Below are 12,423 nucleotides of genomic sequence, written 5' to 3' on the forward strand. Positions count from 1 at the left end.
GGAGAGTTCGCCTTGTCGCGCTGGGGCAGGCCGGGCGCAGCGGCGCAGTCGTGTTCATGCAGAGCCCTGAAGTTTGAGGTTCCGCCTCACGGTAGAGCCGGCGCGCTGCCGGGTCTGTGCGCTATCGGACCGATCCGGCAGGCCGCTGTGCTGCGGCTAGACTGAGCGCCGCCACGATCGATCACCTGGGAGGGTGGGGAATGACGAAGAACGCAAGCGCGTCCACGCAGCGCAGGTTTGCCACACATCAACTCGGCTTCGGGCTGGCCCTCGGCCTGGCGCTGTGGACGCCGCTGGCGCAGGCAGCCACGGTCACGGTGTCGCCGAGCGGCGAGGTGCCGGAGTTTCGGCAGTTGCGCCTGAGCTTTTCCGAGGCCGTCGTGCCGGCCGGCGACCCACGCTTGCCTGCGCCCGTGAGCCTGAGCTGTGGCGGCAAGACCCTCAGCACCGAAGACGGCCGCTGGAACAACGCGCGGGAATGGGTCTGGCAGGCCAGCGGTCCGGCCTTGGGGCCCAAGCAGCGCTGCGAGGTTCAACTGCTGGAAAGCTTCAAACCCTTGGGCGGGCCCATCGTCGGGCCGCAGAGTTTCAGCTTCCAGACCGGGCCGGTGCGCTTGCAGCAGGTGCAGCCCTGGCCGGGCAGCGAGATCGAGGAAGACCAGCATTTCCTGCTGCGCTTCAACGGCGCCCTCAGCGAGGCGCAGCTGCGTCAGCGGGCCTGGTGCGAGGTCGATGGCCTCGGAGAACGCATTCCTGTGCAGCTCGTGCAGGGCGAAGCGCTGGCCGCGGTGCTCAAGTCGCACGGCCGCAGCCAGGCCGCGGCCAAGCTGCCGGGCAGCCACTGGCTGCTGCACTGCCAACGGCCCCTGCCGCAAGACGCCAAGATGCGCCTGATCTGGTCCAAGGCCGAGGGTGACAAACCCGTCCAGGCGCGGCGCGACACCGAAACGCACGCCTATCACGTGCGCCGCCCCTTCAGCGCCGAGTTTTCCTGCGAGCGCGAGCGCGCCAACGTGCCCTGCATGCCGGTGCGGCCGATGCGGGTCTTGTTCAGTGCGCCCGTGGCCCGCGAACAGGCGCTGCAACTGACTTTGAAATCCGCCTCGGGCCAGCTTCTCAAACCGCTCAAGCCCAAGGGCGAGGACACGGCCGAGCTCTCCATGCTGGAGTTTCCTTATCCCCTGGCCGAGAACGCGCAGTTCACCCTGCAGATGCCGGCCGGGCTCAAGGACAACAGCGGCCGCGCCTTGGCCAACGCTGCGAGCTTTCCTCTCAAGGTGGCCACGGGCGCCTCGCCGCCGCTGGCCAAGTTTGCCGCCGCGCCCTTTGGCGTGATCGAGCGTGAGGCGGGCGGCAAGGAGCCGTCCCTGCTGCCCATCACCATGCGCCATGTGCAGAGCGACTGGGGCGCTCCAGGTGCCACAGCAAACGCTGCGGCCGCGCCGGCGGCCCCTGGCGAGATCCGCGTCAAGCGCCTGAGCAGCGCGGCCGATGTGCTGGCCTGGTACGCGCGGGTACGGCGTTATCACGAGAGCGTGTTCAATGCCCGAGAGGCCGGCCTGCCGGAGAGCCAGTGGTACGAATCGGTCGCCGACACCGATTCGCGGGGTCAGGCGATCTTTCGCAAGCAGATGCGCCAGGTCGGCACGCGAGAGCTGTCTTTGCTGGACAAAGACCCGGAAGCCCGCAGCCTCAAGCTGCCGCCGCCGGCCACCCCGCCTCAGGGCGCTGAGCCACGGCCTTTTGAGGTCATCGGCCTGCCCTTGGCCGAGCCGGGTTATCACGTGGTGGAACTGCGCTCGCCGCGTCTGGGCCAGGCATTGCTGGACAAGACCGCGCCGATGTTTGTGCGCACCGGCGTGTTGGTCACCAACCTCGGTGTGCATTTCAAATGGTCGCGTGAGAACAGCCTGGTCTGGGTGACCAGCCTGGACCGCGGCCTGCCTGTGGCCGATGCTGAGGTGGTGGTGCATGACTGCGCCGGCAAGCCGCTCTGGGGCGGCCGCACCGATGCCCAGGGTCGCGCCCTGGTGCAGCAGGCCCTGGAGCCCCCGAGCTGGGACGACAGGCGCTGTGTCGCCGAGCGCGGCTTCTTCGTCACCGCTCACAAGGCCGATGCGGCCAGCGGCGCCACCGACATGGCTTTTGTCTTCAGCAACTGGAACCGCGGCATCGAGCCCTGGCGCTTCAATCTGCCGACGCTGTACGGCGCCGGCGGCGCCGAGGTGCGCGCCCACACGGTGCTGGACCGCAGCCTGCTGCGCGCCGGCGAGACCGTGTCCATGAAGCATTTCTTCCGCCTGGAAACCCGCCAAGGCCTGAAGCTGGCGGCGCCCGAGCAGCTGCCCACCAAGCTCAAGCTGACCCATCAGGGCAGCGGCAGCGAAGTGGAGATACCGATCTCTTGGCCCAGCCCGCGCAGCGCCAGCTCGCAGTGGCAGATTCCAGCGGGCGCCAAATTGGGCAGCTACAGCATCGAACTGGTTCGCGAGGGCCAGGCCGCCAGCTGGACGACGGGCAGCTTCCATGTCGAAGAGTTCCGCGTGCCCCTGATCAGCGCCACCTTGAGCGCGCCCAAGGCGGTGCAGGTGGCGCCCAAGGAACTGCGCCTGGGCGCGCAGCTTAATTACCAGGCCGGTGGCCCCATGGCCCAGGCGCCGCTCAAGTTCAGCGCCTTGCTGCGCCCGCGCAGCCTGCGTTTTCCGGGCTATGAGGAGTTCAGCTTCGAGCCGCCGCGCGGCCTCGGTGAGGCCGAACGCTTCCAGGATGAAGGCGAGGGCGAGGAGGGCGCCGGCCCGGCGCGTGACACCCGTCTGGTGCTGGACAAACAGCCCGCCGTCACCGACCGCCAGGGCGCGGCCGAAACCGTCATCAAGAACCTGCCCGCCCTGAGCCGGCCCAGCGAACTGCTGGCCGAACTCAGCTACAGCGACCCGAATGGCGAGGTGCGCAGCGTCAACCAGACCGTGGCGCTGTGGCCTTCCAAGCTGGTGTTGGGGCTGCGCACGCGCAGCTGGTCCAACAACCGCGGCAGCCTGGCCTTCAGCGCCCTGGCCCTGGACACGGCCGGCAAACCGGTGGCCGGCCAGCGCCTGGAGGTCAAGGCGCAGCTGCGCCAGACCCTCAGCAGCCGCAAGCGCATGGTGGGTGGCTTTTATGCCTACGACAACCGCACCGAACTCAAGGACCTGGGCACGGTCTGCAGCGGCAGCAGCGATGCTCAGGGCTTGCTGACTTGCGAGGCCAAGCTCGATGTGTCGGGCGAGGTGGAGCTGGTGGTCAGTGCCAAGGACAGCGAAGGTCGGCCCAGCCAAGCCGCGGCCAGCGCCTGGATGAGCCAGGAGGGTGAACTCTGGTTTGCGCAGGACAACGACGACCGCATCGATGTGCTCGCCGAAAAGAAGCGTTATGAACCGGGCCAGACTGCACGCTTCCAGGTGCGCATGCCGTTTCGTGAGGCCACGGCCCTGGTGGCGATCGAGCGCGAGGGCGTGATCGACACCCGCGTCGTCAAACTGACCGGCCGCGACCCCAGCTTCGAGCTCAAGATCGAGCGCGCCTGGGCGCCCAATGTCTACGTCAGTGTGCTGGCCTTGCGTGGGCGCATCCAGCAGGTGCCTTGGTACTCCTTCTTCAGCTGGGGCTGGCGCGAGCCGCTCAATTGGTGGGCCGCCTGGCGCGAGGGGCGCAACACCCCGGCGCCCACGGCCATGGTGGACCTGGCCAAGCCCTCCTTCAAACTCGGCGTGGCCGCCGTGCAAGTGGGCCTGGCCGAGCATCAGCTGCAAGTCAAGGTCAGCCCGGAGCGGAGCCAGTACGGCGTGCGCGAGACCGTACGCACCCGTGTGCAGGTGACGCAGGATGGCCGCCCGGTGCCCGGGGCCGAGCTGGCATTTGCCGCCGTGGACGAAGGCCTGCTGGCCCTGCGTGGCAACAGCAGCTGGGAGCTGCTGCCGGCCATGATCCAGCAGCGCAGCTGGGGTGTGGACACGGCCACGGCGCAGAGCGAAATCATCGGCCGGCGCCACTACGGCCGCAAGGCGGTGGCGGCCGGCGGCGGCGGGGGGCGCGCTCCCACCCGTGAGCTCTTCGACACGCTTTTGCTCTGGCGCAGCACGGTCAAGCTCGATGCGCGCGGCGAAGCGCTGATCGAGGTGCCGCTCAACGATTCGCTGACCAGCTTCCGCCTGGTCGCCGTAGCCGATGCCGGCAGCCACCAGTTCGGCACGGGTCAGGCCACGGTGCGGGTGACGCAGGATCTGCAAGTGCTGTCCGGCCTGCCGCCGCTGGTGCGCGAGGGCGATGAGTTCCAGGCCAATCTGACCCTGCGCAACAGCAGCGGCAGGGCGATGAATCTGCGGGCCGAGTTGCAGGCGCAGCCGCAAGCGGCGGATGGTGCCGCTCCTGCTCTGCCGGTGCTGCAGCTGCCAGCCCAGAGCTTGAAACTGGCGGCCGGCGAAGCGCGTGAGCTGAGCTGGACGCTCAAGGTGCCCGAGGGCGCGCAGGCCTTGCAGTGGCAAGCCACGGCGACGGAGCAGGGCGCGGCCAGCCCCGGCCCTGCTCTGGCGCGCGACCAGCTGCGCGTCAGCCAGCGGGTGCTGCCCGCCGTGCCGGTGCAGGTCTGGCAGGCCAGCCTGAGCCAGCTCGATGGCCGCATGAGTCTGCCCGTGGCGCCGCCTGCCGGCGCCTGGCCTGAAGCTGGTGCCAAGCGCGGCGGTGTGCAGCTGGTGCTGCAGCGCCGCCTGGCCGGCGATCTGCCGGGGCCGCGGCGCTTCTTCGAGACCTACCCCTACAGCTGCCTGGAGCAGCAAACCTCCAAGGCCCTGGGCCTGCATGATGCGGCGCTGTGGCAGTCGGTGCTGGCGGCCATGCCGTCCTACCTGGATCGCGATGGTCTGGCCCACTACTTCCCGCCGCGGCCGGATGAGGCCTCGCGTGGCAGCGAGCGCCTGACCGCCTACCTGCTGGCCGCCGCACACGAGGCCGGGCGCGACATCCCGGTGGCCCTGCGCGAGAAGATGCTGCAAGGCCTGACGGCCTATATCGACGGACGCATCAGCCGCCCCAGCTGGTCGCCGCGCAGCGTCGAGCTGGACGCCGATGTGCGCCGCCTGGCGGTGCTGGAGGCCTTGTCGCGCTACGGCCGAGCCACGCCCGCGGGGCTCAGCACCGTCAACGCCAAGGCCCTGGGGGCATGGCCGACGGCCGCCGTGATCGACTGGCTCAACATCCACAAGCGCATGGCGCAGGCGCCGCAGCGAGCCCAGCGCCTGGCCGAGGCCCAGGCCTTGCTGCGCAGCCGCCTGAGCTACCAGGGCACGGTGCTGCGTTTCAGCACCGAGGAGAGCGATGCCTGGTGGTGGCTGATGGACAACGCCGATGCCAACGCCTCGCGCCTGATGCTGGCCGTGCTGGATGAAGCCGGCTGGGCCGAGGAACTGCCGCGTCTGCTGCAGGGCAGCTTGGGCCGCCAGCAGCGCGGCGCCTGGAGCAGCACCACGGCCAATCTCTGGGGCGTGCTGGCGCTGGACAAGTTCGCGGCCCGTTTCGAAGGCGTCAAGCCCGCAGGCAAGACCGAGGCAACGCTGAGCCCGGCGCCGCAGCAAACCCTGGATTGGACGCGCCAGCCCGAAGGCGGCAAGCTCTTGCTGCCCTGGAGCAGCGGCACCCTGAGCGTGGAGCACAAGGGCGCGGGCAAGCCCTGGCTGACTGTGCAATCGCTGGCGGCCGTGCCGCTCAAGCAAGCGGCCAGCGCGGGCTACCGCCTGCAACGCACCGTGCAGGCCGTGGAGCAGAAGGTCGCTGGGCGCTGGAGTCGTGGCGATGTGCTGCGCGTGCGTTTGGAGCTGGAGGCGGGCAGCGATATGGCCTGGGTGGTGCTGGCCGATCCGCTGCCGGCGGGTGGCGCCATCCTGGGCGCGGAGCGCGTGGCCGAGCTCAGTCGTAGCAATGATGCGGCCGACGATGCACGCGTGCGCCCCAGCTTTGAGGAGCGCAGCCACGAGGCCTGGCGCGCCTACTTCGAGCGCCTGCCGCGCGGCAAACATGTGCTGGAGTACACCGTGCGCCTGAACAACGCCGGTCGCTTCCAGCTGCCCGGCACCCGGGTCGAGGCCATGTACGCGCCCGAGAACTTTGCCGAGCTGCCGCAGGCGGCGCTGGAGGTGGCGCCTTGAGGAGAGGCACTCGCGGGGCATGGCTGCTGGCCGGCCTGCTCGCCGCGAGTGCGCCGTCCTGGGCCCAGCCCAGCTTCCAGGAGCTGAAGGCCGCGCACCGCGTGTCGGACTACACCTTGCTGGACCGCCGTGGCGAGCCGCTGCAGACCCTGCGCCTCGATCCTCAGCGGCGCGCGCTGGACTGGCTGCCTTTGAGCCAGCTCTCGCCGGCCTTGCTGCAGGCGATTTTGCTGGGCGAGGACCGGCGCTTCTACGAGCACAGCGGCGTCGATTGGGGCGCCGTGGCCAGCAGCGCCTGGGCCAATCTCTGGAACCAGCGCACGCGCGGTGCGTCAACGGTGACCATGCAGCTGGCCGGCTTGATCGACGCCGGCCTGGCCCGCCCGGCCGGCGGCCGCAGCGCGGGGCAGAAGCTGGGCCAGGTCTGGCTGGCGGCCCAGCTGGAGCGGCGCTGGACCAAGGCGCAGATCCTGGAGGCCTATGTCAACAGCGTGCCATTTCGCGGCGAGCTGGTCGGCATCCATGCGCTCTCGCAAGTGCTGTTCGGCAAGCATCCGGCTGGCTTGACGGCGGTGGAGGGCGCCCTGGCCGCCGCTTTGCTGCGCGCGCCCAATGCCAGCGCGGCCGCCTGGAGCCAGCGCGCCTGCGGCCTGCTCAAGCTGCAAGGCCTGGGCTGCGAGGCCGTGGCCGGCCAGGCTGAAGCGGCCTTGCTGCGCCCGGCCAGCATGCCGCTGGGCGAGCAACTGGCGCCGCATATCGCCCGCCAGCTGCTGCGCCCTGAGGGCCCGGCGCGCCAGCGCAGCAGTCTGGACGCTCATCTGCAGCGTTATGCCGCCCAGCTGCTCAAGAACCAGCTGGCCGAGCTGAACGGCCGCAATGTCGAGGACGGTGCGGTGATCGTGCTCGACAACGCCAGCGGCCAAGTGCGCGCCTGGGTGGGCAGCAGCGGCGCGTTCTCGGCCGCCGCCCAGGTGGACGGCGTGCTGGCGCGGCGCCAGCCGGGCTCCACGCTCAAACCCTTCATTTACCAGCTGGCGCTGGAGCGGCGCCTGATCACGGCCGCCAGCCTGCTGGAGGATTCACCGGCGCAGATCAACACCCCTGCGGGTCTGTACGTGCCGCAGAACTACGACCGCCAGTTCAAGGGTTTCGTCTCCGCGCGCAGCGCCCTGGGCAGCAGCCTCAATGTGCCGGCCGTGCGCCTGATGGCCATGCTGGGCAGCGATGCGGTGTTCGAGCGCCTGAACCAGCTCGGACTGCTGCTGGGCGAGACGGCGGGCTTTTACGGCCTCTCGCTGGCCCTGGGCAGCGCCGATGTGTCTTTGCTGAACCTGACCAATGCCTACCGCAGCCTGGCCAATGGGGGTGTGCTGGGGCCGGTGCAGTTTCTGGCGCAGGTGCCCCAAGCGCAGTCGGGCCGCCGCCGTGTGGCCGACGCCGGTGCCAGCTTCATCGTCGCGGACATGCTGGCCGACAACAACGCCCGCGCCATCGGTTTCGGCCTGGACAGCCCGCTGGCCCTGGCCAGCTATGCGGCTGTCAAGACAGGCACCAGCAAGGACATGCGCGACAACTGGTGCCTGGGTTTCAGTGATCGTTACACCGTGGGCGTCTGGGTCGGCAATGCCAGCGGCGCGCCCATGCACGGGGTCAGTGGCATCAGCGGCGCGGCGCCAGTCTGGGCCGGGCTGATGCGCTATCTCCACCAAGGCCGGCCTTCGCGTGCACCGGCGGCGCCGGCCACGGTCCAGCCGCTGACGGTTCAGTTCGACGGCGTGGCCGAACCGGCGCGGCGCGAGTGGTTTGTGCGCGGCACCGAGCAGGCGCGCTGGGGCGCGGGCAGCCAGTTGCAGGGCCAGGCTTCAGCCCTGGGCATCGTCAGCCCGGTGGACGGCAGCCTGTTTGCGCTCGACCCCGACATGCCCCCGCAGGCGCAGAAGATCCGCTTCGAGGGGCAGGACGGCCAATGGGAGCTGGACGGCAAGATCCTCGGCCGCGGGCGCCAGCTGAACTGGGCGCCCTGGCCGGGGCGGCACCAGCTGCGCCTGCTGGACGGCCGCGGCCGCGAGCTGCAGCGCATCAGTTTCGAGGTGCGCGGCGCCCGCCTGAAGCCTGGCGCGCCGCCGTCTTCTCGCGCAGCGCTTGTGCCTTCGCCGGCAGGCCCTCGTTGATCCAGGCCTCCAGCAAGGTGTAGGTCACGGCCAGCACCACCGGGCCAATGAACAGGCCCACCAGGCCGAAGGCCAACAAGCCGCCGATCACACCGGCGAAGATCAGCAGCAAGGGCAGGTCGGCGCCTTTCTTGATCAGCCAGGGGCGCAGGAAGTTGTCCAGCGTGGTCACCAACAGGGTCCAGATCAGCAGCACCGTGGCCCAACCGTTGTCGCCACTCCAGTACAGCCAGGCCACGGCCGGCGCCAGCACCAGGGCCGGGCCGATCTGGGCCAGGCAGGCCATCAGCATCACGGCGCTGAGCAGGCCGGCGAAGGGCACGCCGCTGATCCACAGGCCCAGGCCGCCGAGCGCGGTCTGCACCAGGGCGGTGACCACAATGCCCAGGGCCACGCCGCGGATGGCCTGGCCGGCCAGGGTGACGACGGCGTCGCCTTGCTCCCCGGCCAAGCGGCGGACGAAACGGCGCACATGCTGGACGGCGTTCTCGCCCTCGCTGTAGAGGATGGCCGCGATGGCCACGGTCAGCAGGAACTGCAGGCCGACCATGCCCAGATTGCCCGCTTGCGCAGCCGTCCATTTGAGACTGCTGCCAACATAGGGCTTGATCATGGCCAGCAGCGAGCTCAAGCCCTCTTGCGCCACCTTGTGCCAGAAAGCTGCCAGGTTTTCACCGATCACGGGCAGGCTGGCCAACCAAGCGGGCGGCTCGGGGATCTCCGCATCGAGCAGCTTGGGCGCCCAACTCATCACCTGGTCGGCATGCGACACAACGGTGGACAGCGCAATCGACAGCGGCACAAAAAGCAGCAGCAGCAGACCCAGCACCATCACGCCCGTGGCCAGACCACGCCGGCCCCAGAGCCGAGCTTGCAAGCTTTCCATCAAGGGCCAGGTGGCCACCACCACCATGGTGGCCCAGACGGTGGCGCCCAGAAAGGGTTGCAGGACCCAAAGCGAGGCAAAGATCAGCAGGGCCACGGCCAGCACGGCCAGCAGGATGCGGGTGATGTCCTGGCGCGGTGCGTCAGGCTGGGGCAGGTCAGGCTTCATGAACCATGGCGGCGCGCGGGCCGGTTGCAAGATTGGCCCCGATTCTCGGGCCAGAACCGAGAGATTCAGCAGAGCGGCATGTTGCAGGGGCGAAAACGCGAACAGGCCTGCTGCGCGGGAAGCGCATGCAGGCCCGCAAGGGAAGTTCAGAAGCGCCACCGTCCCAGCTGTCGCTGTCACTCTTGGTGCTTGTCCATGCGGTGCTGTTGTTGGGGCGCCAGTCGATCATGTGCGAGGCGGTCAACAGGTGGCGCGTGAGCACCATCACGCCGCTGCCTGAGCCCAAGGCGTTGTCGACGCGGCCGTTGCAGCGCCAAGGATTGGCGGTGCTGTAGAACGCGCGCCAGCGATTGTCACCAGATCAGCAGCTTTTCGGCCAGGCCTGCCGGTAGCTTGGTGCAGGCCTTGCGGGGTTTGCGCTTGTGGACATCGTCATACAGGCTGGGACTGGGGAATTCAGGACTCAGTTCCAGCTCTGTTTCCATGGGATGCTCCTCGAGTGGCTTGACCGGGGCGGTCGAACCATGGGGTTGATGCGGGTGTTGGATGCGCGCATGACGCTGAATACAGGCGGCATGGGCTGCCAGTCCTGAGTGACGCATTGCTTCGTTCGTATGCCTGTGCCCGCCTGCCCGCAGCCTGGTCACCCTTGTACGGTGAAGGCGCAGCCGGCGCCGTTTGTGCTTCAGCGAGGGCATCGTGCAGCGCGACCTTGGCTTGGCTCCTCTGCCTGCTATTGATGTCAACTGGCCCTAGCTTGTGGCTTGCGAGCCCGTCCTTGCTGGTGGGTGCCGGTCTTGGGTGAAAATTACCCGCATGACCAAGAAGAATGCCCACGTCAGCGAGACGCCCGCGACCCAGTTCCTGAAACAGCAGGAGATCCCGTTCAGCGAGCATGTGTACGACTATGTTGAACACGGCGGTACCGCTGAGAGTTCACGTCAGCTTGGCGTGCCCGAGCATCAGGTGGTCAAGACTCTGGTCATGCAGGACGAGCGCGCCCAGCCTTTGATCGTGCTGATGCATGGCGACCAGAAGGTCAGCCTCAAGGAGTTGGCACGTCAGATCCCCTGCAAAAAGGTCGAGCCCTGCAAGCCCGAAGTGGCTCAGCGTCACAGCGGCTATCTGGTCGGCGGTACCTCGCCTTTCGGCACGCGCAAGGCCATGCCGGTGTACGTCGAGGCCAGTATCCTGGCGCTGGAGCGCATCTGCATCAACGGTGGTCGGCGTGGCTATCTGGTCGGCCTGGACCCGCGGGTTCTGCCGGAGCTGCTGCAAGCGCGGGCGGTGCAGTGCGCCAGTGCAGAATAGCGCCCCATGCAAGATACTCTTTTTCCACTTCTGGCCGCGTTCGTCGGCTACCTGATCGGTTCGCTGTCCTTTGCCGTGATCGTCAGCCGTGTCATGGGCTTATCCGACCCGCGCAGCTACGGCTCGGGCAACCCCGGTGCCACCAATGTGCTGCGCTCAGGGAACAAGGCTGCAGCCATCCTGACCCTGGTTTTCGATGCTCTGAAAGGCTATGTACCAGTCTTGCTGGTGCTGCACCTCGGCGCTCGCTTTGGTCTGGGCGAGGGCACGGCGGCCCTGGTCGGCCTGGCCGCTTTCCTCGGCCATCTGTGGCCTGTGTTCTTCCGCTTCGAAGGTGGCAAGGGCGTGGCCACCGCTGCCGGTGTGATCTTGGCGCTGAACCCGGTGCTGGGTGCCGCCACGCTGCTGACCTGGGCGGCGATCGCTTACTTCACCCGCTATTCTTCGCTGGCCGCCATCGTTTCGGCCGCCTTTGCGCCCATCTACGAGATGTTCGGTTGGGGCACCGGCCCCAATGTCGGCGTGCTGGTTCTCATGGGTTTGCTGCTGGTCTGGCGCCACAGCGCCAACATCAAGAAGCTGATGAACGGCACCGAGAGTCGCTTGGGCCAGAAGGCCGCCGCAACGCCGCCGGCCGGCAGCAGCAAGAAACACCCGCATGACCCCGAAGCAGCACAGGCTCACGGTCATTCGCACAAGCATCCCAAGAAGAAGGAAAGGCAAGGAACGAAATGACGATCCAACGTTTTGATGTCGGCGCCCGCATGTCCGAGATGGCCGTGCACAACGATGTGGTGTATCTGGCCGGCCAGGTTCCCGAAGACTCCAGCCAGGACATCACCGGCCAAACGGCCCAGGTGCTGGCCATGATCGACGCCTTGCTGGCCCGCGCCGGCAGCGACAAGAGCAAGATCTTGCGCGCCCAGATCTATATCGCCGATCTGGCCGACTTTCCCGGCATGAACATCGCCTGGGATGCTTGGGTGGTGCCGGGCCACACGCCGCCGCGCGCTACGGTCGAGGCCAAGCTGGCCCGGCCGGAGTGGAAGGTCGAAATCGTCGTGACGGCTGCGGTCTGAGCCGCGGATTTCGAGACATACCAAGGGCGGCGCCGAGATGAATCATCGACGCCGCCCTTTTCTTTGTTTCGGAGCCATCTCTTGGCGAGAGCTGGGTTCCTTGGCGTTGATTGTGGCCGTGGTCTGGGGTCTGAGTACTTGGGCACGCCAAGGATCTCACGAGACTCAGGCGCACAGCCTTCGGGAGACGGCCAAACCGGGCGATATCGTGATGCTGTCCAGCCTCAGCTGTGTCTACTGCACGCAGGCGCGCCAGTGGTTTGAAGCGGAGCGCATTCCCTACGCCGAGTGCTTCATCGAGAGCAATGCGCAGTGCGCGCAGCGTTACCGCGAGACCCTGGCGCAGGGCACGCCCACGTTTCTAGTCCGGGGTCAGGTCATATTGGGCCTGGACCGGGCGCGGATGGTGGTGTTGTTGGAGCAGACGAAGGCGGTGCAACCCTAGGAGCGCGGGCCGTGCGCGGGTGCAGCTTTCAGCCCACCTCTCAGGTTCATGTGCGCGAACTCAGTGTGCCCGCAAGCATGCGTGCCGTCCTGAGCGTGGATGAGCAAAGCCGCGCAGGCGGCTTTGCTCATCCACGCTCAGCCCCCGCGCTTGCAAGCGCGGGGGCCTGAATGAGGCACAAAAGGCC

General features: G+C 68.1%; 9 protein-coding genes. 7 read left to right on the forward strand and 2 right to left on the reverse strand.

Going from position 1 to position 12,423, the window contains the following annotated elements:
* Nucleotides 1-200: 200 nt before the first annotated feature.
* Entirely contained in the window at nt 201-6,176 is a 5,976-nt protein-coding gene (locus LNV23_RS08500; protein WP_263562581.1) for an alpha-2-macroglobulin family protein, read from the forward strand.
* Nucleotides 6,173-8,347, forward strand: coding sequence for a penicillin-binding protein 1C (pbpC, locus tag LNV23_RS08505; protein ID WP_263562582.1), 2,175 nt, complete (start codon nt 6,173-6,175; stop codon nt 8,345-8,347). Before LNV23_RS08500 ends, pbpC begins: the two co-directional genes overlap by 4 nt.
* Here pbpC and ydiK read toward each other — a convergent pair.
* A complete protein-coding gene (gene ydiK / locus LNV23_RS08510) occupies nt 8,256-9,401 on the reverse strand; it encodes an AI-2E family transporter YdiK (RefSeq protein ID WP_263562583.1) in 1,146 nt (381 codons plus the stop codon). The two genes, pbpC and ydiK, sit on opposite strands and share 92 nt — an antisense overlap.
* 125 nt (nt 9,402-9,526) lie before the next feature.
* Between ydiK and LNV23_RS08515 the strand changes: the two genes are divergently transcribed.
* On the forward strand, nt 9,527-9,736 hold the full coding sequence (locus LNV23_RS08515; protein ID WP_263562584.1) for a hypothetical protein: 210 nt from the start codon (nt 9,527-9,529) through the stop codon (nt 9,734-9,736).
* Nucleotides 9,737-9,754: 18 nt separating this feature from the next.
* Here the strand turns inward: LNV23_RS08515 and LNV23_RS08520 are convergent, their stop codons facing one another.
* The gene (locus LNV23_RS08520) at nt 9,755-9,886 is read right to left on the reverse strand and encodes a hypothetical protein (protein ID WP_263562585.1); all 132 of its coding nucleotides are present in this window, start codon (nt 9,884-9,886) and stop codon (nt 9,755-9,757) included.
* Nucleotides 9,887-10,217: 331 nt separating this feature from the next.
* On the opposite strand from LNV23_RS08520, the gene ybaK reads away from it, so the two are divergent.
* From ybaK to LNV23_RS08540, 4 genes are all read left to right on the forward strand, one after another.
* Nucleotides 10,218-10,712 carry a Cys-tRNA(Pro) deacylase gene (gene ybaK, locus LNV23_RS08525; protein ID WP_263562586.1) on the forward strand — a complete coding sequence of 165 codons (495 nt, stop codon included), beginning with the start codon at nt 10,218-10,220 and terminating at the stop codon, nt 10,710-10,712.
* A 6-nt stretch (nt 10,713-10,718) separates the two neighbouring features.
* The gene (gene plsY / locus LNV23_RS08530) at nt 10,719-11,447 is read left to right on the forward strand and encodes a glycerol-3-phosphate 1-O-acyltransferase PlsY (protein ID WP_263562587.1); all 729 of its coding nucleotides are present in this window, start codon (nt 10,719-10,721) and stop codon (nt 11,445-11,447) included.
* Complete coding sequence (locus tag LNV23_RS08535; protein WP_263562588.1) at nt 11,444-11,791, forward strand: RidA family protein; 348 nt, start codon at nt 11,444-11,446, stop codon at nt 11,789-11,791. The genes plsY and LNV23_RS08535 overlap by 4 nt, the downstream gene beginning before the upstream one ends.
* A gap of 100 nt (nt 11,792-11,891) precedes the next feature.
* Entirely contained in the window at nt 11,892-12,236 is a 345-nt protein-coding gene (locus LNV23_RS08540) for a glutaredoxin family protein (protein WP_263562589.1), read from the forward strand.
* Nucleotides 12,237-12,423: the final 187 nt, after the last annotated feature.

It is taken from the genome of Kinneretia sp. DJ1R-11 (assembly GCF_025717595.1).
GTDB lineage: Bacteria > Pseudomonadota > Gammaproteobacteria > Burkholderiales > Burkholderiaceae_C > Paucibacter_A.